Annotated in this window: 18 protein-coding genes and 1 pseudogene; 11 read left to right on the top strand and 8 right to left on the bottom strand. The window is 74.6% G+C overall.

Annotated elements, in window-relative coordinates; all coding sequences use genetic code 11:
• Window positions 1-116 precede the first annotated feature (116 nt).
• The gene (dapC, locus tag GBN72_RS10365) at window positions 117-1,214 is read left to right on the top strand and encodes a succinyldiaminopimelate transaminase (RefSeq protein ID WP_151771413.1); all 1,098 of its coding nucleotides are present in this window, start codon (window positions 117-119) and stop codon (window positions 1,212-1,214) included.
• 182 nt (window positions 1,215-1,396) lie between these two features.
• Here dapC and GBN72_RS35175 read toward each other — a convergent pair whose 3' ends face one another.
• On the bottom strand, window positions 1,397-1,801 hold the full coding sequence (locus GBN72_RS35175; protein WP_246212405.1) for an ATP-binding protein: 405 nt from the start codon (window positions 1,799-1,801) through the stop codon (window positions 1,397-1,399).
• A 453-nt stretch (window positions 1,802-2,254) separates the two neighbouring features.
• The gene (locus GBN72_RS10355) at window positions 2,255-3,265 is read right to left on the bottom strand and encodes a heavy metal transporter (RefSeq protein WP_439959745.1); all 1,011 of its coding nucleotides are present in this window, start codon (window positions 3,263-3,265) and stop codon (window positions 2,255-2,257) included.
• A gap of 86 nt (window positions 3,266-3,351) precedes the next feature.
• Between GBN72_RS10355 and dapE the strand changes: the two genes are divergently transcribed.
• A complete protein-coding gene (gene dapE / locus GBN72_RS10350; protein WP_151771412.1) occupies window positions 3,352-4,431 on the top strand; it encodes a succinyl-diaminopimelate desuccinylase in 1,080 nt (359 codons plus the stop codon).
• A 152-nt stretch (window positions 4,432-4,583) separates the two neighbouring features.
• Window positions 4,584-5,426, top strand: coding sequence for an LOG family protein (locus GBN72_RS10345; RefSeq protein ID WP_151771411.1), 843 nt, complete (start codon window positions 4,584-4,586; stop codon window positions 5,424-5,426).
• 28 nt (window positions 5,427-5,454) lie between these two features.
• Here GBN72_RS10345 and folP read toward each other — a convergent pair whose 3' ends face one another.
• Window positions 5,455-6,315 carry a dihydropteroate synthase gene (gene folP, locus GBN72_RS10340; RefSeq protein ID WP_151771410.1) on the bottom strand — a complete coding sequence of 287 codons (861 nt, stop codon included), beginning with the start codon at window positions 6,313-6,315 and terminating at the stop codon, window positions 5,455-5,457.
• Between the two features lie 120 nt (window positions 6,316-6,435).
• Between folP and GBN72_RS35170 the strand changes: the two are divergent.
• Window positions 6,436-6,780 (top strand): annotated as a pseudogene (locus GBN72_RS35170) (DivIVA domain-containing protein); the annotation flags it as partial.
• Between the two features lie 323 nt (window positions 6,781-7,103).
• Complete coding sequence (locus tag GBN72_RS10330) at window positions 7,104-7,664, top strand: DNA-3-methyladenine glycosylase I (RefSeq protein ID WP_151771970.1); 561 nt, start codon at window positions 7,104-7,106, stop codon at window positions 7,662-7,664.
• A gap of 34 nt (window positions 7,665-7,698) precedes the next feature.
• Here the strand turns inward: GBN72_RS10330 and chcB are convergent, their stop codons facing one another.
• A complete protein-coding gene (gene chcB / locus GBN72_RS10325) occupies window positions 7,699-8,511 on the bottom strand; it encodes a 2-cyclohexenylcarbonyl CoA isomerase (protein WP_151771409.1) in 813 nt (270 codons plus the stop codon).
• A gap of 363 nt (window positions 8,512-8,874) precedes the next feature.
• On the opposite strand from chcB, the gene GBN72_RS10320 reads away from it, so the two are divergent.
• Window positions 8,875-9,042: a DUF3117 domain-containing protein gene (locus GBN72_RS10320; RefSeq protein WP_003966491.1), complete on the top strand. Its 168-nt coding sequence runs from the start codon at window positions 8,875-8,877 to the stop codon at window positions 9,040-9,042.
• A gap of 124 nt (window positions 9,043-9,166) precedes the next feature.
• Here GBN72_RS10320 and GBN72_RS10315 read toward each other — a convergent pair whose 3' ends face one another.
• Window positions 9,167-9,871 carry an O-methyltransferase gene (locus tag GBN72_RS10315; protein ID WP_439959744.1) on the bottom strand — a complete coding sequence of 235 codons (705 nt, stop codon included), beginning with the start codon at window positions 9,869-9,871 and terminating at the stop codon, window positions 9,167-9,169.
• A 158-nt stretch (window positions 9,872-10,029) separates the two neighbouring features.
• Between GBN72_RS10315 and sigE the strand changes: the two genes are divergently transcribed.
• The 5 genes from sigE (at window position 10,030) to GBN72_RS10290 (ending at window position 15,986) form a co-directional block, all read left to right on the top strand.
• A complete protein-coding gene (sigE, locus tag GBN72_RS10310) occupies window positions 10,030-10,824 on the top strand; it encodes an RNA polymerase sigma factor SigE (protein WP_151771407.1) in 795 nt (264 codons plus the stop codon).
• Window positions 10,821-11,636 carry a zf-HC2 domain-containing protein gene (locus tag GBN72_RS10305; RefSeq protein WP_151771406.1) on the top strand — a complete coding sequence of 272 codons (816 nt, stop codon included), beginning with the start codon at window positions 10,821-10,823 and terminating at the stop codon, window positions 11,634-11,636. The genes sigE and GBN72_RS10305 overlap by 4 nt, the downstream gene beginning before the upstream one ends.
• Before the next feature lie 1,167 nt (window positions 11,637-12,803).
• The gene (locus GBN72_RS10300; RefSeq protein ID WP_439959762.1) at window positions 12,804-14,498 is read left to right on the top strand and encodes a S1C family serine protease; all 1,695 of its coding nucleotides are present in this window, start codon (window positions 12,804-12,806) and stop codon (window positions 14,496-14,498) included.
• 159 nt (window positions 14,499-14,657) lie between these two features.
• The gene (locus tag GBN72_RS10295) at window positions 14,658-15,134 is read left to right on the top strand and encodes a sec-independent translocase (RefSeq protein ID WP_151771405.1); all 477 of its coding nucleotides are present in this window, start codon (window positions 14,658-14,660) and stop codon (window positions 15,132-15,134) included.
• Between the two features lie 195 nt (window positions 15,135-15,329).
• On the top strand, window positions 15,330-15,986 hold the full coding sequence (locus tag GBN72_RS10290) for a hypothetical protein (RefSeq protein WP_151771404.1): 657 nt from the start codon (window positions 15,330-15,332) through the stop codon (window positions 15,984-15,986).
• A gap of 237 nt (window positions 15,987-16,223) precedes the next feature.
• On the opposite strand, the gene GBN72_RS10285 is transcribed toward GBN72_RS10290, so the two are convergent.
• Genes GBN72_RS10285 through GBN72_RS10275 form a run of 3 tightly spaced genes read right to left on the bottom strand, consistent with a single transcriptional unit; the run spans window position 16,224 to window position 19,468 of the window.
• Window positions 16,224-17,357: an Mrp/NBP35 family ATP-binding protein gene (locus tag GBN72_RS10285; protein WP_151771403.1), complete on the bottom strand. Its 1,134-nt coding sequence runs from the start codon at window positions 17,355-17,357 to the stop codon at window positions 16,224-16,226.
• A gap of 43 nt (window positions 17,358-17,400) precedes the next feature.
• Window positions 17,401-18,165 (bottom strand): DUF1003 domain-containing protein, encoded by a 765-nt coding sequence (locus tag GBN72_RS10280; RefSeq protein ID WP_151771402.1) that lies wholly within the window; start codon window positions 18,163-18,165, stop codon window positions 17,401-17,403.
• Window positions 18,155-19,468 (bottom strand): magnesium transporter MgtE N-terminal domain-containing protein, encoded by a 1,314-nt coding sequence (locus GBN72_RS10275; RefSeq protein ID WP_151771401.1) that lies wholly within the window; start codon window positions 19,466-19,468, stop codon window positions 18,155-18,157. Before GBN72_RS10275 ends, GBN72_RS10280 begins: the two co-directional genes overlap by 11 nt.
• Between the last annotated feature and the right edge of the window lie 204 nt (window positions 19,469-19,672).

The raw sequence follows: 19,672 nt of genomic DNA, 5'->3' as shown, positions 1-19,672 counted from the left end.
AGGAGTGATCTCCCCCTCGGTCCCGTACGGCGGCCCACGCACCGGCCGCCTGCGGGACCGAGGCGTTCGCCGCCGCAGCCGCACCGTCCGCGGCGTGAGGAAAGTGAGCTGAACCCGTGTCCGAGCTCGTGAGCCGTCTGCCGGACTTCCCCTGGGACAAGCTGGAGCCCTACAAGGCGACCGCCGCCGGGCACCCGGACGGCGTCGTCGACCTCTCCGTCGGCACGCCGGTCGACCCGGTGCCGGACCTCGTGCAGAAGGCGCTCGCCGACGCGGCCGACTCGCCCGGCTACCCGACGGTCTGGGGAACCCCCGCACTGCGCGACGCGATCACCGGCTGGGCCGGCCGGCGACTGGGCGCCCAGGACCTGACGCACCGCAACGTGCTGCCGGTGGTGGGCTCCAAGGAACTGGTGGCCTGGCTGCCGATCCAGCTGGGCCTGGGCCCCGGCGACACCGTCGCCTTCCCGCGCCTGGCCTACCCGACGTACGAGGTGGGCGCCCGGCTGGCCCGCGCCGACTTCCTGGCCTACGACGACCCGACCACGGACCTGGACCCGGGCCCCCTGAAGCTGCTGTGGCTGAACTCGCCGTCCAACCCGACCGGCCGGGTGCTGCCCAAGGAGGAGCTGCGCCGGATCGTGGCCTGGGCGCGTGAGCACGGCGTGCTGGTCGTCTCCGACGAGTGCTACCTGGAGCTCGGCTGGGAGGCCGACCCGGTGTCGGTGCTCCACCCCGACGTCTGCGGCGGTTCGTACGACGGCCTGGTCGCCGTCCACTCGCTCTCCAAGCGGTCCAACCTGGCCGGCTACCGGGCGGCGTTCCTGCTGGGCGACTCCGAGGTGCTGATGCCGCTGCTGCAACTGCGCAAGCACGGCGGCATGATGACCTCCATGCCCACCCAGGCCGCCACGGTGGCGGCGCTGGGCGACGACGCCCACGTGGCCGAGCAGCGCAAGCGCTACGCGGCCCGGCGCGAGGTGCTGCGCGGCGCGCTGGAACGGCACGGCTTCCGCATCGAGCACAGCGAGGCCAGCCTGTACCTGTGGGCGACCCGTGACGAGTCCTGCTGGGACACGGTGGCGTACCTCGCCTCGCTGGGCATCCTGGTGGCCCCCGGCGACTTCTACGGCCCGGCCGGCGCGCGCCACGTCCGGGTGGCGTTCACCGCCACCGACGAGCGGGTGGCCGCCGCGGCGAGCCGCCTGGGCTGACGCCCCGCCATGGCGCGCCGTGCCCCGGGCCGCCCGGTCGGGCGGCCCGGGGCACGGTGCCTGCCGTCCGCCGCCCCGAAGCCCGTGCCGCGCGGGGACGCGGCGCTCGGCAAGGACGCGGACGCGGGAAGGCCCCCAGCGCCGTACGGCGCCGGGGGCCTTCCGCCGGATGCGGGAGGGCGTCAGGCGGGCAGCGGCAGCGTGCTGACCGGGAGATTGCCGACCGGCAGGTCGCCGGTCGCGCCGCCGACCATCTGGCCCGCCTGCCCGGCGACGCCACCGACCACCTGCTGGACGTCCGGCGCGCCCTCGGCGGCGTTCTTCGCCATCGACGTGCCGCCCTCGGCGGCCTTGGTACCGCCCTTGACCGCCTCGCCGCCGGCCTGGCCCGCGAGACCGGTCACGTGCGAGGTCACGCCGTCCAGGGTGGAGCCCAGCTCACCGGCGCCGTCCAGCGCCGACAGCGGAGCCAGGTCCGGGGCGGCGGGGGCGGCGTGCGCGGCGCCGGCCGCTCCGACGACGGGTGCGGCTCCCGCGGCGACGAGCAGCGCGGCACGGGCGATACGGCGGGTCAGGGAGGGGGACATGGTGCTCCTTACGTTGCGATCCACGGCCACCCGCGGGGGCGGCCGCCAGGTGCGGATCGGGCGAGGCGGACGCAGTGATTACGGGCCGGGCCCGGGGAAGGTTGCGGACCGCCGGTGTAAAGAGTTGGCAATGCGTCGCATTATCGGCTGCGGACGGAACGGGACGTTCCGGGCGCGGCGTGGCGCGCTGCGGAAACCTTCCGCCGCCCTTGTGGCAACGAATCCGGGGCGAGGTGCGCCATCAGTGCGAAAAGCGCGGTCCCGTGCCGTGCGGTGGGCGCGGAGTTGGCCCCACCGGGTGACGCCCAGCGCGCCTGTGCGATACGCGCCTGTGCGGCTCGCGTGCCTGCGGCACGCGCCTGCGCGGCACGCGCCCGTGCCGAGTCGGCCGCTGTCCGTACTCCTCGCCGGGCCGGCGCCGCTCCCGCCGGTGGCATGCGGCGGCGGGCGGCCCTAGCGGGACGTCACGATCCGGACCTGCCCGGCGCCGGGCGAGCCGTGCGCGCCCGCCGAGCCGGCGGTGGCGTCGCCCCACGACGCCTGGCCCGCAGTCCACTCCCGCCCCGCGTAGGAGACCCGCTCGATCGCCAGGGAGGAGGCATTGGCCACCGCCCAGTGGGCGAACTGCCAGCCCCGCTGCCGGGCACCGGGCTCCGCCACCGGAACCGTCACCGTCCGCCCGGCCGCCGACGACGGCGAACCCGACGCCGCGGACACCCGCGCCGCCCGGTCCCGCGACCCGCTCTCCCCGCGGCTTGCCGCCCCGTCCCCGGCGACCTCGGCCGCGGCCGTCCCCAGCACCTCGGTGCCGAAGTCCCGGGTCAGCGCCGCACGCACCGCGTCCGGCCCGGCCTGCGCGTCCGGTGCGGGGCGGCCCGAGCAGGTCAGCGTGGCCGCGCTGCGCCCGGTGAGGGCCGAAGCCATCAGCGCGGCGTCCGGCTCGTGCTTGGCGTAGGCGTCCGGGAAACCGCTGCGCTGCACCTCCTGGGCGGCCACCGTCAGCGGCAGCTCGGTGTAGTCCGGCACCTTCACCAGGTGGTCGTAGAACTGTCCGGCCGAGTACGCCGGGTCCATGATCTCCTTCGGCGTTCCCCAGCCCTGCGAGGGCCGCTGCTGGAAGAGGCCGAGGGAGTCCCGGTCGCCGTAGCGGATGTTGCGCAGCGAGGATTCCTGGAGCGCGGTGGCCAGGGCGATGGTGACGGCGCGCTCGGGCAGGCCGCGCGCCGTGCCCACGGCGGTGATGGTGGCGGCGTTCACCGCCTGCTCGGGCGTGAACGCGTACCGGGCGGGCTCACCCCGTCCACCCGAGGCGACCACCTCGCAGCCCGGTCCGGAAGGACCGGCTCCGCCACCGTGCAGGTTCCGGGTGGCGACGTAGCCCGCGAGGGAGAACAGCACCATCAGGGCCGCCCCGTAACGGAAGAGGCGACCACGACGCTTGGGGGCGGTTGACGTCTCTGTCACGGGTAACACGGTAACGGAGGTGCGTCCTCCTGCCCGAGCCCCTGTGGACAACCTCTCGCCATCGGGTGCGGGTTAAGGTCGGGGCCATGGCCGAAACCCCGCTGGACCTTTCGTTGGACGCCGCCCGGCTGACCGCGCGGCTCGTCGACCTCCCCTCCGAGAGCGGGGACGAGAAGCCGCTGGCGGACGCCATCGAGGCGGCGCTGCGCTCCCTGCCCCACCTCTCCGTCGACCGGCACGGCAACAACGTGGTGGCCCGCACCTACCTGGGCCGCTCCGAGCGGGTCGTGCTCGCCGGGCACATCGACACGGTGCCCATCGCGGAGAACGTCCCCTCCCGGCTCGACGAGGAGGGCGTGCTCTGGGGCTGCGGCACCTGCGACATGAAGTCCGGAGTCGCCGTGCAGCTGCGGATCGCCGCCACGGTGCCGGAGCCCAACCGGGACCTCACCTTCGTCTTCTACGACAACGAAGAGGTCGCCGCCCACCTCAACGGCCTCGGCCATGTGGCCGCCGCCCACCCCGACTGGCTGGAGGGCGACTTCGCCGTCCTGCTGGAGCCCACCGACGGCCAGGTCGAGGGCGGCTGCCAGGGCACCCTGCGGGTCAAGCTGCGCACCAAGGGGGAGCGGGCCCACTCCGCGCGCTCCTGGATGGGCGCCAACGCCATCCACGCCGCCGCCCCGATCCTGGAGCGCCTGGCCGCCTACGAGCCGCGCCGCCCGGTGATCGACGGCCTGGAGTACCGCGAGGGCCTGAACGCGGTGGCCGTCGAGGGGGGAGTGGCGGGCAACGTCATCCCCGACCTGTGCACCGTGACCGTCAACTTCCGGTACGCCCCCGACCGGGACGAGCAGGAGGCGATCGCGCACGTCCGCGAGGTCTTCGAGGGCTGCCCGATCGAGGAGTTCGTGGTCGACGACCACAGCCCCGGCGCCCTCCCCGGCCTCTCCCACCCGGCGGCGCGCGCCTTCATCGAGGCCGTCGGCGGCACCCCGCAGCCGAAGTTCGGCTGGACCGACGTCTCCCGGTTCAGCGCCCTGGGCGTCCCGGCCGTCAACTACGGGCCCGGCAACCCGCTGCTCGCCCACAAGCGGGACGAGCGGGTCCTGGCGTCGATGATCCCCGAGGCCGAGCGCCGGCTGCGGGACTGGCTGACCGCCTGAGCGAGGTCCCCCGCTCCCGCGCGGGTACGAAATTCGCACCGAAACGGGTACCGGACGGCACACGACGGACATGTTCGCGTCCCCAGTGGGTAACCCGCGTAGATCTAATCTTTGCAAAGGACGCGGAGAACCCGTCACGGAGAGGAGAGCCCATGACCACAGGCAACTCCGAGGGAACACAGGTATCGGTGCGCGACGAGCGGCTCGGATACCTGCTGCAGGGCCTCGACCCGGTCGAGGCCACTCCCGCGGACCGGGCGCCCGGCCGCGCGGGGGACAGCGACCGAAGACTGCTCGACCCGGACGGCGCGTCCGGCTGGACCGAACGCGACGCCTGGCAGGTCGCCCGGATCCAGGCGGAATTCGGTGAGGGCTTCCGTGCGCTGTCCGGGCTGCCGCACGCGGTCAGTGTCTTCGGCTCGGCCCGCACCAGCCCCGGATCCGCCGAGTACGAGGCGGGCGTCCGGCTGGGCCGGGCGCTGGCCGAGGCCGGCTGGGCGGTGATCACGGGAGGCGGCCCGGGCGCCATGGAGGCCGCCAACAAGGGCGCCCAGGAGGGCGGAGGCGTCTCCGTGGGCCTGGGCATCGAGCTGCCCTTCGAGACCGGTCTCAACCCTTACTGCGACATCGGGCTGAACTTCCGGTACTTCTTCGCCCGCAAGACCTGCTTCGTGAAGTACTCGCGCGGCTTCGTCGTCCTGCCCGGCGGGATGGGCACCCTCGACGAGCTCTTCGAGGCCCTCACCCTGGTCCAGACGGGCAAGGTGACCCGTTTCCCGATCGTCCTGTTCGGCACCGCGCACTGGGGCGGGCTGGTCGACTGGATCAAGTCCACCCTGGTCGCCGACGGCAAGTGCGCCGAACGCGACCTGGACCTCTTCCACCTCACCGACGACGTCGACGAGGCGGTCGCCCTGCTCTCCCGCGAGGTGGCGGACCCCGCCCGCGAGGCGGCGGACCACGAGGCCGCCGGACCCGGCGCCGGGGCGGCCTGAGGGGCCGCCCGACGGCCGGGCCGGGCCGTCAGGCCAGGCCGCGGCGGGCCACGGCCGGCGGGCGGTGTCCCGCGATCGAGGCCACCATGTCCAGCACCTGCCGGGTCTCCGCGACCTCGTGCACCCGGTACACCTGGGCGCCCAGCCAGGCCGAGACCGCGGTCGTCGCCAGTGTGCCCAGCAGCCGCTCCTTGACCGGCCGGTCCAGGGTCTCGCCGACGAAGTCCTTGTTGGAGAGCGAGACCAGCACCGGCCAGCCGGTGGCCGTCATCTCGCCGAGCCGGCGGGTCGCCTCCAGGCTGTGCCGGGTGTTCTTCCCGAAGTCGTGCCCCGGGTCGATCAGCACCGACTCGCGGGGCACGCCCAGGGACACCGCCCGCTCGGCCAGCCCCACGGTGACCTTCAGGATGTCCGCCATCACGTCGTCGTAGACCACCCGGTGCGGCCGGGTCCGCGGCTCCGCCCCGCCGGCGTGCGTGCACACCAGACCCACCCGGTACCGGGCCGCCACCTCGGCCAGCCTGGGGTCGACGCCGCCCCAGGCGTCGTTCAGCAGGTCGGCCCCGGCCTCGCAGACCGCCTCGCCGACCTCGTGCCGCCAGGTGTCCACGCTGATCACCACGTCGGGGAACCGGCGGCGCACCTCGGCCACGAAACCGACCGTGCGGCGGGCCTCCTCCTCGGCGCCGACCTCCTCGCCCGGCCCCGCCTTCACGCCGCCGATGTCGATGATCGCGGCGCCCTCGGCCACCGCCTGCTCCACCCGGGCGAGCGCCGGCTCGTCGGCGAAGGTGGCGCCCCGGTCGTAGAAGGAGTCCGGCGTCCGGTTCACGATGGCCATGATCACCGGCTCGTGCGTGTCGAACTCACGCCTGCCCAGCCTGAGCATCCCGTACGGCCTCTTTCCTCTACGTCCGGTCTTCGGCTGTCTGCGACCCTAACCGCCCCGGAGGCATGGCACGATCGGACCCCTGGCAACTTCGACACGCGGGGGGCCGCAGCCTTGGCAATGTTCCTCTTCCTGGTCGTCGCGCTCGCCGTGGTGGTGAGCGCGACCACGTTGGCCGTCGTCGGCGGCGGTGACCGCCCTGTCCTTCCCGACGCGCCGCCGGACCGTCTGCACGACCCGCTGCCCCCGCACCGTGCGGCGACGGTGCGGGACGTGGAGCAGCTGCGCTTCCCGCCGGCCCTGCGCGGCTACCGGATGGGTGACGTGGACGACGCGCTCACCCGTCTGACCCACGAGCTCACCGTGCGCGACGAGCGCATCGCCGCACTGGAGTCCGCCCTGGACACCGTCCGCGCGGACGCGGCCCGGGCGACGCTGCTCGCGGTGCGGGCGGACGAGGAGGAGCGGGAGGGGGAGAAGGACGCGCTGAGGAAGGCGCCGGCGGAGGCGCGGGAGGAGGACCGGGCGGAGGCTCGGGACGGCCAGAAGCCGGACGGGACGGTGGACGAGAAGCCGGACGGGACGGTGGACGGCGCCGGGACCTCCGGCCCGGACCCGCGGCGCGAGGGCCACGGGTGGGCCGGTCCGGGCGAGACCCGGTGAGCGCCGCCGAGCCCGCACCCACGCCCGCCGACGGCTCCACGGCGCAGGACGTCCCCGGGGCGGCCCCGGGGGCCGCCCCCGGCGCCGCCCCCGAGCCCGGCGCCGCGCCGTCCGCGTCCGGGGCACTGCCCGGCCCCGACGGCCTGCCGCGCTGTCCCTGGGGGCTCTCGACCCCCGACTACCTCGCCTACCACGACGAGGAATGGGGCCGTCCGGTCCACGGCGACGACGCCCTCTTCGAACGGCTGTGCCTGGAGGCCTTCCAGTCCGGGCTCTCCTGGCTGACCATCCTGCGCCGCCGCGCCGGGTTCCGGGCCGCCTTCGCCGGGTTCCGGATCGCCGAGGTGGCCGCCTTCACCGAGGAGGACCGGACCCGGCTGCTCGCCGACCAGGGGATCATCCGCAACCGGGCCAAGATCGACGCCACGCTCGCCAACGCCAAGGTGCTGGCCGGGTGGAAGCCGGGCGAGCTCGACGAGCTGATCTGGTCGTACGCCCCCGCTCCCCGTCCGGCCCCGCGCACCCTCGCCGAGGTCCCCGCGGTGACGGCGGAGTCCACGGCGCTGGCCAAGGAGCTCAAGCGCCGCGGCCTGCGGTTCGTGGGCCCCACCACCGCCTACGCGCTGCTCCAGGCCTGCGGTCTCACCAACGACCACCTGGCCGGCTGCGCGCGGCGCGACGGCTGAGCCGCCCGGGTGACCGGGTGCCCCGGCCGGCCGCTCAGCGGCCCAGGTACTTGGGGCGCTCCTTGTCCAGGAACGCCCGCACGGCGATCCGGTGGTCCTCGGAGGCGCCGGCCCGGCCCTGGAGCTCGTCCTCCTTCTCCAGGGTCTCCTCGAGCGAGTGGGTCAGGCCGTGGGCGACCGACTCCTTGAGCGCCGCGTAGGCGACCGTGGGCCCCGCGGCGAGCCTCCGGGCGACCTTCTCCGCCTCCGCGCGCAGGTCGGCGGCCGGCACCACCCGGCCGGCGATGCCCAGGCGCAGGGCCTCCTCGGCGTCGACGGACCGGGGGAAGAGCAGCAGGTCGGTGGCGCGGCCCGGGCCCACGACGCGGGGCAGCGTCCAGGAGACGCCCGAGTCGGCGGTCAGCGCCACACCGGCGAACGAGGTCGTGAACGTCGCGGAGTCCGCGACCACGCGGTAGTCGGCGGCCAGCGCGAAGCCGAAGCCGGCGCCGGCGGCGACCCCGTTGACGCCCGCCACCACCGGCTTCGCCATGCCGGCGATCGCGCGGACGATGGGGTTGTAGTGCTCACTCACCGTGCTCAGCCGCCCGGGACCGTCACCGCCCTCGCCGCCGTCCTGGGCGGCGAGCAGCTCGATGTGCTCCTTGAGGTCCTGGCCCACGCAGAACGCCCGGTCGCCGGCCGCGGTGAGCAGCACCGCCCGGACCCCGGGGTCCGCCGCGGCCGTCCGCAGCGCCTCCCGCAGCGCGACCTTCGCCTCCACGTTCAGGGCGTTCATCGCGGCCGGGCGGTTCAGGGTGATGATCGCCAGCGCGTCGCTGACCTCGTAGAGCACGGTGTCGGCCATGTCGACTTCCCTCCGTCGGTTCTTGTCCGAGGACAGCATGGCGGAGATTCACGAAGGCGGACGGTGACCGGTGTGTGACCTCGGCCAAAGAAATCCGGTCACCAATCGGTCGCGGCAGGTCAGATCGAGGGCGCAGTATCGCAGTGACATCCCCGAATTGAGTGGTTTTGGCCTCGCGCGTTGCGCAAGCGATGCGGACTGATGTTGGTCATTGGTGCGCGGGATGCGGGATAATGGCCAGGAAGCAATGTGTTCGATGTCGGTGACGCCTGCCCTCTCGGGGTGGGCGGTCCTTTTCGAGGTTCGTCCTCCTCAAGGTGTTCCGGCACGGCGGTTGAGCTGGTTTCAGGAAGGGGAACGAGCATGGCGGCCATGAAGCCGCGGACGGGCGACGGCCCGCTCGAGGTGACCAAGGAGGGGCGGGGCATCGTCATGCGCGTTCCGCTCGAAGGCGGCGGTCGGCTCGTCGTCGAGCTGACTCCGGACGAGGCGGATGCGCTCGGCGACGCCCTCAAGAAGGTCGTCGGCTGACGCGCGACCACCACTCAGTGTGACGTCCGCCGCCCGGTCCCCCAGGGGACCGGGCGGCGGCTGTTTCCGGCGGTCCCCTGCGATGGTCCCCTCCGGCGGTCCGTTCGGACGGCCCGTCCGCGGGTCAGCGCTTGGCGGCGCAGAGCAGGCCGTCGCCCACGGGCAGCAGGGACGGCAGGAGGACGTCGCTCTCGTGCACCTCGCGCAGCAGCTCCCGCAGCCGCAGCACCTCGGTCGGCTGCGGTCCCGTCCCGACGGTCCGGCCGTTCGCCAGGACGCCCGCGAACACCACCAGGCCGCCCGGTCTCAGCAGCCGCAACGATTCGGCGAGGTACTCCAGCACCTCCAGGCGGTCGGCGTCGCAGAACACCAGGTCGTAGCCCGAGTCCGCGAGCCGGGGCAGCACGTCCAGCGCGGATCCGGGGATCAGCCGCGCGCGGTTGACCGCGAAGCCCGACGCCCGGAACGCCTGGCGGGCCGCCTGCTGGTACTCCGGCTCGGTGTCCACCGTGGTCAGCACGCCGTCCGGCCGCATCCCGTTCAGGAGGTGGATGCCGGAGACACCGGTGCCGGTGCCGATCTCGGCGACCGCCTTCGCCCCGACCGAGGCGGCGAGCAGCCGCAGCACCGACCCCGCGGTGGGCGTCACCGGGCGCAGCCCGGCCTCCCGCGCCCGGTCCCGGGCCCGGAGCAGCGCCTCGTCCTCGGCGACGAAGGCGTCGGCCAGCGCCCAACTCGCCTGCCCGTTGCTGCTGATGGCCGCCTCCCGTCCCCGTCCCCGACCCACTCGCGCCCGCGTCCGCGCGTCCGGCGTCCGCACCGGACGCATCTCGTCGTGACTGTATCCGGAGCCGTCGGGAACCTGGCGGCGGGACGCCGCGTTTGAAGGGTGAGGGGAAAGGCATGAAGGAGACGGGGGAAGCGCCGATGGAGCGAGTGGCAAACTTTCGCAAACCTGCTTATCCGGAGCTAACGGACGAGATGGCTATGGTAGGGGCTCCACTGGACACCACCAGAGCCGACAGGGGAGGTGCGGCCGCGCCCGCAGACCGAGGCGGAGGGCTGAGACGCCTTCTCGGGTCGGCGGCCAGGCCGAAATCCGTGACCGACACCGTTGCTGACCGTGGGGCGGGCCGTGAGGCCGACCGTCCCTCCGCCGAGCCCGCCCGCACCGCGACGTTCGCCACCGACGGGGACGGGCCGGCGTGGACTCCGCCCACCTGGGAGGAGATCGTCAGCACGCACAGTGCGCGGGTGTACCGGCTCGCCTACCGGCTGACCGGCAACCAGCACGACGCCGAGGACCTCACCCAGGAGGTCTTCGTCCGGGTCTTCCGCTCGCTGTCCACGTACTCGCCCGGCACGTTCGAGGGCTGGCTGCACCGGATCACCACCAACCTCTTCCTGGACATGGTGCGCCGAAAGCAGCGCATCCGGTTCGACGCGCTCGCCGAGGACGCCGCCGAGCGGCTGCCCGGCCGTGAGCCGTCGCCCCAGCAGGTCTTCAACGACGCGCACTTCGACGCCGACATCCAGCAGGCGCTGGACACGCTGGCGCCCGAGTTCCGTGCCGCGGTCGTCCTGTGCGACATCGAAGGACTGTCGTACGAGGAGATCGCCGCGACCCTGGGGGTGAAGCTCGGCACCGTCCGCAGCCGCATCCACCGTGGGCGTTCGCAGCTCCGCAAGGCGCTCGCCCACCGCTCTCCCGAGGCGCGTGCCGAGCGGAGGTTCGGAGTCACCCGCCTTCCGGCGCTGAGAGGAGGAGGCGCGACCGCGTGAGTGAGTCACGTCCGACGCCGGCCGAACAGCACCTCGGTGACCGGCTCTCCGCCCTGGTGGACGGCGAGCTGGGACACGAGGCGCGCGAGCGTGTGCTGGCCCATCTGGCGACCTGTGGCAGATGCCGGGTCGAGGCAGAGGCCCAGCGCAGGCTGAAGCACGTCTTCGCCGAGGTCTCCACCCCCACTCCCTCCGAGAGTTTCCTCGCCCGTCTCCAGGGGCTGCCCGCGGGCGGGCTCGACGAGCTGCGCGAGACGGCCCGTGAGGCGGTCGGCGAACCGGGTGAGGAGCCCGGGAGCGCCATGTTCGGCTCCCGTCGCACCGACCCCTTCGGGCTGGCCGCCTCCGCCGCCCACGGTTTCCCCATACATGACGTCGGCCGCGCCCAGGCGGAGCGGGCGGCGGCGGCCTCGCGGAGCCGCCGGTTCGCGTTCGCCGCGGCGAGCGCGGTGTCCCTGGCGGCGGTGGCGCTCGGCGGTGTCACCACGGTGGTGCCGGTCGCCGACGCCGAACGCGGCGGTCTGCGCAGCAACGTCACCCCGGCCCGCCAGCAGGGCGCCGGCGCCGCCGCGACCACGGACGCCCGCCGTCGTACGACCGCGCCGCTGCTCGCACAGAGCGCGTCCACGCAGCGGCGCGCGCCCGCCACCGCCCCGCTGCTCTCCGGCGGCGCGCAGTCGGTGGAGGGCGACGGCGGCCTCGCTCCCACGCCGCTGATAGGTCCCGGCGCTCCGGTGGTGCCCGGGCTGCCCGGTCTGCTGGCCGCGCCCGAGCCGACCGGCACGGTGGCTCCCCCGCCGGTGGGGCGCTGACCAGGTTCTCTGCGCGCCGGGGCGGGAACCTGATTGAATCCGTGGAGCGCCGCGTCGGCGGCGCTCCGACGAATCACGCCAGGTGTTGGGGAGAGCATGAACGAGGGCACGCCGGGGAAGTCCGCGAGGCCCAAGTGGTGGAACAGGCCCCGCCCCGCGCCCGGCCCTGACGCCTCCGGCGACTTTCCCCTCGCCGCCCCCGAGCCGGCGGGGGAGGGGCCGGACCTGCCCCCGGGCGGCCGTCAGGACGTCCCGGCCACCCCGGCGTCGCCCGCCCCGCGCCCGGCCCACGAGCCCGACCACTACAGCACGCCCCCCTACGGCACTCCGGGCCCCTGGGCCCCCGCACCGCCCGTCCAGCACCCCGCCGCGCCCGCCGCGGGTCACGTCCCGCCGCAGCCGGGCGCGCCGGGGACCGCCGGTCCGTCCGGCCCGCCCGCCGTGGGCGAGGCGGGGTCTTCGGTGTCCTCCGGCTCCCCGGAGTCCGTGACGTCCTCGGCGGGTGCCGGCTCGGCCTCGGCGGTGCCCGGTGCGGGGGGCGCGCCCGCCCGCGAAGGCTCCGGTGCGGTGGTCCCGGGTCCGGCGCGCTCCGCGTCGCCGGTGCCGCCGGTGCCGCCGGTGTCCGCGGGTCCGGCTCCGGCTCCGGGGGGTGAGGGTGCCCCCGGTGTGTCTGGTCCGCCGGTCACGGGTGCCGCGGGGTGTGCGGCGGAGGCGAGCCCGCTCCCGCCGGTGCCCGAGCAGGGGGGCCCGCAGCTTCCGGACTCCCCGTCCCCCGTGGCTCCCACGGCCCCCGAGGCTCCGCCCGTGCCCGACCGGGCGCCCGGGGCGCAGGGTCCCGCTGTGCCGGGCGATCCGACACCGAGCATCCCGGCGCCCTCCGGCCCGGCGCCCTCCGGCCTGGCGCCTTCCGGCCTGGCGCCTTCCGGCCTGGCGCCTTCCGGCCTGGCGCCTTCCGGGCCGGCGCCTTCCGGGCCGGCGCCCTCCGGGCCGGCGCCCTCCGGGCCGGCGCCCTCCGGCCCGGCGCCCTCCGGCCCGGCGCCCTCCGGGCCGGCGCCCTCCGGCGCGGCGGCTTCCGGCCTGGCGCCTGACGGCCCGGCGCCCTCCGGCGCGACGCCTGACGGCGCGACGCCCTCCGGTGCGACGCCCTCCGGTGCGACGTCTTCCGGCCTGGCGCCTGGCGGCGCGGCGCCTTCCGGCCTGGCGCCTGACGGCGCGACGCCCTCCGGCCCGGCGCCCTCCGGCGCGACGCCAGACGGCGCGACCGCGACGCCAGACGGCGCGACGTCTTCCGTGCCGGACGCCGGTGCCGGTCCGGTGCCGGGGTCGGACGGCGGGCACGCCCCCGTCGCTTCCGACGCCGCCCCGCCGGGAGCTTCGGGTGCCTTGGACGCCTCGGGCGCCCCGGCCCCCGCGGCGCCGGACGCATCGCGCGACGCGGTGACGGGGTCCTGGGAGCCGCCGGTGGCCGGGGCCTCGGTCCCCGCCGGGTCCGATCCCGGCGGCCGGGCGGCTCACGGGGCGTCCGGCCCCGTCTCCGCCGCCCCCGCCGTCCCCACCCCGGACGTGGCGGGCGGGCAGCAGCAGCCCGCGGCCGCCGACGCCCTCGCGTCCGGCCCCGCCGGCCCCGCCGACCCCACCGGCCCCTGGGGCCGGTACGACCCCTGGGCCGCCCCCGGCACCGGCCCGGCCCCCGTGGACGCCCTGCCGCTCCAGGGCGGCGGGACGGCCGCCGAGAGCCCCGCGCGGCGGCGGAACCGGCGACGGCGCGCCCTCGTCGGCGGCGCCGCGGCGGTCGCGCTGGTCGCCGGACTCGGCGGCGGGGTCGCCGGCGTGTACCTGGAGCGCTACGGCGGCCTCGGTGTCGTCGAACTCTCGCAGGCGCCTCTCGGCGACACCCCCCGTGACCCGGACAGCGTGGCCGGGATCGCCGAGCGCGCCCTGCCCAGCGTGGTCACCCTGCACGTCCAGGGCTCCGGCCAGGCTGGCACCGGAACCGGCTTCGTGCTCGACGACCGCGGCCACATCCTGACCAACCACCACGTCGTGCAGGCCGCCGAGGACTCCGGCGACGGCCGTATCGCCGTCACCTTCAGCGGCGGCGAGACCGCCCGCGCCGAGCTGGTCGGCGGCGACGCCGGTTACGACCTGGCGGTGGTGCGGGTGAAGGGCGTGAAGGGCCTGAACCCCATGCCGCTGGGCAACTCCGACGACGTCCGCGTCGGCGACCCGGTGGTGGCCATCGGCGCCCCCTTCGACCTGGCCAACACCGTGACCGCGGGCATCATCAGCGCCAAGGAGCGTCCCATCACGGCCGGTGGCGAGGGCGACGGAAGCGACGTCTCCTACGTCGACGCCCTGCAGACCGACGCCCCGATCAACCCGGGCAACTCCGGCGGGCCGCTGCTCGACGCCCGGGGCCGGGTCATCGGCATCAACTCCGCCATCCGCTCCGCCGACACCGGCATCGGCACCGAGGACGGCGGGTCCGGCTCCATAGGCCTCGGATTCGCCATCCCGGTGAACCAGGCCAAGCGGGTCGCCGAGGAGCTGATCAACGAGGGTGAGGCCACCCACCCGGTCATAGGCGTCACCCTCGACATGGCCTACCCCGGCGACGGGGCACGGGTGCACACCCAGGGCGTCGACGGCGGCTCCCCGGTGACCCCCGGCGGCCCCGGCGCCGAGGCGGGGCTGAAGCCCGGCGACGTGATCACGGCCGTGGACGGCATCCGGGTGCACTCCGGCGACGAGCTGATCGTCAAGACCCGCGCGCGCCGGCCCGGCGACCGCCTGGAACTCACCGTGGAGCGGGACGGCGAGGAACGCGAGGTCACCCTGGTCCTCGGCTCCTCCGGCGGCTGACGGCCGAGCGCCACCGGGGCGTCACCCGAGCGTCATCGCGGGGTGACTCCCCGGCGGCCCGGGATGTGTTGTACGCGTCAGAGGGTGGTCGGACAGTACCGGTGGGGCGGGTCGGCCGGGTACCGTGGTTCCGCCCCGGGACATCGCAAGGAGCTTCAGGTGTTCAATGACATAGGAACGCTCGAGCTGATCACGCTCGTCGTCCTCGCCGTGCTCGTCTTCGGGCCGGAGAAGCTCCCCAAGGTCATCAGGGACGTCTCCCGGACGATCCGGAAGATCCGCGAGTTCTCCGAGAGCGCCAAGAACGACATCCGCGACGAGCTCGGTCCGGAGTACAAGGACTTCGAGTTCCAGGACCTGAACCCCAAGACGTTCATCCGCAAGCAGCTGCAGAACGACGACCTCGGTCTCAATGAGATCCGCGACTCGCTCGACCTGAAGAAGGACATCCAGCAGCTCGCCGACCCGAACGCCGTCGACGTGCCGTCGTCCTCCGGGCCCACGACGCCCCCCGTCCCGGCCACCCCGGCCATCCCGCCGTCCACCGCGACGGCCACGCCGGCGGGCCCGGTCGGCCTGGAGAAGAAGCCGGAGCCGGCCGCCGAGCGTCCCCCGTACGACCTCGACGCCACCTGAGCCGGGCGCCCGCGCCGGCACCCCTGCTGCCCCTCCTCCCTCCTTCACCGCTCCGCGCCGTCCCGACCCACCCGGTCGGCGGTAATCCCGGACCGGTGAAGAGAGGTGGCTATGCTGCCGAGTTGTTGTGCGGACCGGCGGCTGATCCTCCACGATCTCCCCGCGGTCCGGCGAGGAACGAGGAGGCGTCCGGGCATGGAGACGAGAAGTCGGGTTGGCGCGCAGGCGTCGGCGGTCGCAGGAGGCCGGCCCGCCGCGGGCGGCAGCGGGGTGGACGGTTACCTGAGGGCGCCGTTCCCCTGGTACGGCCTCGACGAGGCGTTCAGCGGGCCGCGCTGGCTGATGCAGGTCGCCGCCTCCGGCGACGGCGCGGTCGAGCACGGTTCCCTCGGCCACGGTGAGGAACCCTCGGTCCGGTACGAGGCGGCCGAGGACAAGGAACGATTCGCCGTGGTGGTCACCGTCGCCGACCAGCCGGCCCGCCGCAGCGCGGACGGCACCGGTCTGCTGGACGCCACCACCGCCTCCTCAGCCGCCTGGCTGGCCGGCCTGGGGCTGCTCTCCTACACGTGGCCCCTGCACATGGACCACACCCTGCGCGACGACTGGCTGGAGCAGCAGACCGAGACGGCCTGGGTGCTCGCCGACGACCTCGAGTGCCACGCCTGGTCCACCCTGCAGCTTCCGGTGGACGGCGAGGCGACCACCTTCCACTACCGGGAGTCCGAGTTCGGCTGGGTGCTGGCCGGCTCCACCGGCGGCGGAGTCCACATCGGCGCGTACGGCCGCGGGATGAGCGCCTACGGGCTGGGCTTCTCGGCGGTCGAGGACATCGCCGACTACGACGCCTGACCGCACGCCCCGGCCGCACCACCGCCGGACCCGCACGACCGCCGGACCCGCACCACCGCACGACGACGACACCGCACGACGACGACACCGCACGACGACGACACCGCACGACGACGACACCGCACGGCGCACCGCACGACGAGGGGCGCCGTCCGGCAAGAACGGCGCCCCTCGTGGCCGCGGTGTGTCCCGTGCCGCCCCGCGGTCCGCGGAGCGGAACACGGGGTCCTGACGGGGTCAGAACTTGTTGCGCGGGGTGATCCCCAGCGACAGGCCGGACAGGCCGCGCTGACGTCCGCCGAGCTTGCCGGCGATGGCCCGCAGCGCGGAGCCGGCCGGGGAGTCGGGGTCGGTCAGCACGACCGGCTTGCCCTCGTCGCCGCCCTCGCGCAGACGGACGTCGATGGGGATCGAGCCGAGCACCGGCACCGTGGCGCCGGTGGTGCGGGTCAGGCCGTCGGCGACCAGCTGACCGCCACCGGTGCCGAAGACGTCGACCATCTCGTCGCAGTGCGGGCAGGGCAGGCCGGACATGTTCTCGACCACGCCGACGATCTTCTGGTGCGTCTGCACGGCGATGGAACCCGCGCGCTCGGCGACCTCCGCGGCGGCCTGCTGCGGCGTCGTGACGACCAGGATCTCCGCGTTGGGGACCAGCTGGGCCACCGAGATGGCGATGTCGCCGGTGCCGGGCGGCAGGTCGAGCAGCAGCACGTCCAGGTCGCCCCAGTACACGTCGGCCAGGAACTGCTGGAGCGCGCGGTGCAGCATCGGGCCGCGCCACACCACCGGGGCGTTGCCCGGGGTGAACATGCCGATGGAGATGACCTTCACGCCGTTCGCCGACGGCGGCATGATCATGTTCTCGACCTGGGTGGGCCGGCCGTCCGCGCCCAGCATGCGCGGCACCGAGTGGCCGTAGATGTCCGCGTCGACCACACCGACCTTCAGGCCGTCCGCCGCCATCGCGGCGGCCAGGTTGACCGTCACGGAGGACTTGCCGACGCCGCCCTTGCCGGACGCCACCGCGTACACGCGGGTCAGCGAACCCGGCTTGGCGAACGGCACCTCGCGCTCGGCGGTGCCGCCGCGCAGCGCCGCCGCCAGCTCCTTGCGCTGCTCGTCGCTCATCACGTCCAGCGTCACGTCGACCGAGGTGACGCCCTCGACACGGGTCAGCGCGGACGTCACGTTGTCCGTGATGGTCCCGCGCATCGGACAGCCCGAGACGGTGAGGTACACCGTGACGGCGACCGCGCCGTCCTCGCCGATCTCCACCGACTTGACCATCCCGAGTTCGGTGATGGGCCGCTGGATCTCGGGGTCGTTCACCGTCGCCAGCGCTTCGCGCACCGCGTCTTCCGTAACCATAAGGACGATGGTACGGCCCTCGAAGAGACACCGGGCAGGCCACTCACCGGTCGTCTGCGTCACGTCCCGGGCGGTGCCCCTGCGCACGGTGGTCCTCCGCGCGGTGCCCCTCGGCACGGTGGCCGTCGGACCGGTGGCCGTCGGACCGGTGCGGGTCCGGCCGCTGCGACCCGGCCCGCTGCTCCTCCATCTCCCTGAGCAGGTCGTGCAGCTCGGAGCGGATCCAGTCACGGGTGGCGACCTCGCCCAGCCCCATCCGCAGCGCGGCGATCTCCCGGGTCAGGTACTCGGTGTCCGCGATGGAGCGTTCGTTCTGCTTGCGGTCCTGCTCCAGGTTGACCCGGTCGCGGTCGTCCTGCCGGTTCTGCGCCAGCAGGATCAGCGGGGCCGCGTACGAGGCCTGGAGCGACAGCATCAGGGTCAGGAAGATGAACGGGTACTCGTCGAAGCGCAGCGGCGTCGGCGCGGCCACGTTCCAGCCCACCCACACGGTGACCGCCACCGTCATCCACACCAGGAAGCGGCCGGTGCCCAGGAAGCGGGCGATCCGCTCCGACACCCGGCCGAAGGCGTCCGGGTCCCACTCGGGCAGCAGCCGGCGCCGGCGGGTGCCCAGCGGCAGGTCCAGACGCTCCCGCGTCCGGGTGCCGGTGGCCCCCGCGAGGGCACGCGTCTCCCGCGTCTCGCGCCGTTCCCTGCTCTCGCGGCGTTCCCTGGTCTCGCGCCGTTCCCGGCCGTGCGCCGTGGCCCGGCCGCGGCCGGGCGCGCGCTCGTCGCCGTGGCGCCGGTCGTCGCGGTCACCGGCCATCCGGAGTCGCCTCCTTCGACGCTTCCGCCGGGTTCCCGGCGGCCGGCGGTTCCTCCAGGTGGTACTCCGTCTCGCGCCAGTCGTCCGGCAGCATGTGGTCCAGCACGTCGTCCACGGTGACCGCGCCCAGCAGGGACCCCGTCTCGTCGACCACGGGCGCCGCCACCATGTCGTAGGCGGCGAAGAAGCCGGCCACCACCGGCAGGTCGGCGGTGGGCGACAGCGCCTGGAGGTCGTCGTCGATGATCGAGCCGACCAGCGTGTACGGCGGGTCCCGCAGCAGCCGCTGGAAGTGGACGGTGCCCAGGTACTTGCCGGTCGGGGTGTCCTCCGGCGGGCGGCAGACGTAGACCTGCGCGGCGAGCGCGGGGGAGAGGTCGGCGTTGCGGACCCGGGCCAGCGCGTCGGCGACCGTGGCGTCCGGGCGCAGCACGATCGGCTCGGTGGTCATCAGACCGCCCGCGGTGCGGTCCTCGTAGGCCATCAGGCGGCGCATGTCGGCGGCGTCGTCGGGCTGCATCAGGCTCAGCAGCCGTTCCTTGTCGCCCTCCGGCAGCTCGGAGAGCAGGTCGGCGGCGTCGTCCGGGTCCATCGCCTCCAGGACGTCCGCGGCGCGCTCCTCGGCGAGCTTGCCGAGGATCTCGATCTGGTCGTCCTCCGGCAGCTCCTCCAGCACGTCGGCCAGCCGGTCGTCGTCGAGCGCGGCGGCGACCTCGGCGCGGCGCTTCGCCGACAGGTGGTGCAGCACGTTGGCGAGGTCGGCGGGGCGCAGCTGCTCGAAGGTGGCCAGCAGGTTCTCCGCGCCCTGCCCCTTCTCCTCCAGGGACAGGCCGGTGACCGCCGACCACTCCACCAGGAACTGCTCGCCGGCCTTGCGGCGGAACGCCCCGCCGCGGCCGCCGCGCTGCACGAAGAGGCGGTCGACCTCCCACTCGCGCTTGTTCGGCCGCTGGTGCACCGACAGGTCGAGGACGGTGACCTCCTCGCCGTTCTCGTCGAGCCGCACCCGCCGGTCCAGCAGCTCGCCGAAGACCAGCCGCTCCGGCGGCCGCTGTTCGAAGCGGCGCACGTTGAGCACCCCGGTGCTGATCACCTGGCCGGACTGGATGCCGGTGACCCGGGTCATCGGCAGGAAGATCCGCCGCCGGGTCGGCAGCTCCACCACCATCCCGAGCAGCCGGGGCGGCTTGCGGCCCACCCGCAGCACGACGATCAGGTCCCGCACCCGACCGACCTGGTCGCCGTTCGGATCGAACACGGCCACGCCCGCGAGGTGGGAAACGAAGATGCGCCCACCCGCCATGAACAGCCTCCTTCCAGGGGCGGTCGTCTTCCCGCCCTTGCCCCGAGTTGCCCGGAAAACGCCGCAGTGGGCGGGGATCAGGCTAGCCCGTACCGGTCCGGTACGCCCTGGTGGGCGGTCCGGACGGACTGCCTCCGTCTGCCCCGTCAGGCCACCGGTACGCTGCCCCCAGCCGTCGACACCGGATGAGAGGCAGCCGCGCCT

The organism is Streptomyces abyssomicinicus (assembly GCF_008974245.1).
Classification (GTDB): domain Bacteria; phylum Actinomycetota; class Actinomycetes; order Streptomycetales; family Streptomycetaceae; genus Streptomyces; species Streptomyces abyssomicinicus.
Note: the sequence above shows the minus strand (reverse complement) of the source record. Positions and strands in the feature narration are given on the sequence as shown.

What these genes read in the sequence shown, in the direction of transcription:
- GBN72_RS10275 (WP_151771401.1), bottom strand. Translation starts at nt 19,468, where the DNA reads ATGGCGGGTGGGCGCATCTTCGTTTCCCACCTCGCGGGCGTGGCCGTG.
- sigE (WP_151771407.1), top strand. Translation starts at nt 10,030, where the DNA reads ATGGTAGGGGCTCCACTGGACACCACCAGAGCCGACAGGGGAGGTGCG.
- folP (WP_151771410.1), bottom strand. Translation starts at nt 6,315, where the DNA reads ATGCTCAGGCTGGGCAGGCGTGAGTTCGACACGCACGAGCCGGTGATC.
- GBN72_RS10285 (WP_151771403.1), bottom strand. Translation starts at nt 17,357, where the DNA reads ATGGTTACGGAAGACGCGGTGCGCGAAGCGCTGGCGACGGTGAACGAC.
- dapE (WP_151771412.1), top strand. Translation starts at nt 3,352, where the DNA reads ATGGCCGAAACCCCGCTGGACCTTTCGTTGGACGCCGCCCGGCTGACC.
- GBN72_RS10320 (WP_003966491.1), top strand. Translation starts at nt 8,875, where the DNA reads ATGGCGGCCATGAAGCCGCGGACGGGCGACGGCCCGCTCGAGGTGACC.
- chcB (WP_151771409.1), bottom strand. Translation starts at nt 8,511, where the DNA reads ATGGCCGACACCGTGCTCTACGAGGTCAGCGACGCGCTGGCGATCATC.
- GBN72_RS10345 (WP_151771411.1), top strand. Translation starts at nt 4,584, where the DNA reads ATGACCACAGGCAACTCCGAGGGAACACAGGTATCGGTGCGCGACGAG.
- GBN72_RS10280 (WP_151771402.1), bottom strand. Translation starts at nt 18,165, where the DNA reads ATGGCCGGTGACCGCGACGACCGGCGCCACGGCGACGAGCGCGCGCCC.
- GBN72_RS10290 (WP_151771404.1), top strand. Translation starts at nt 15,330, where the DNA reads ATGGAGACGAGAAGTCGGGTTGGCGCGCAGGCGTCGGCGGTCGCAGGA.
- GBN72_RS10315 (WP_439959744.1), bottom strand. Translation starts at nt 9,871, where the DNA reads ATGCGTCCGGTGCGGACGCCGGACGCGCGGACGCGGGCGCGAGTGGGT.
- GBN72_RS35175 (WP_246212405.1), bottom strand. Translation starts at nt 1,801, where the DNA reads ATGTCCCCCTCCCTGACCCGCCGTATCGCCCGTGCCGCGCTGCTCGTC.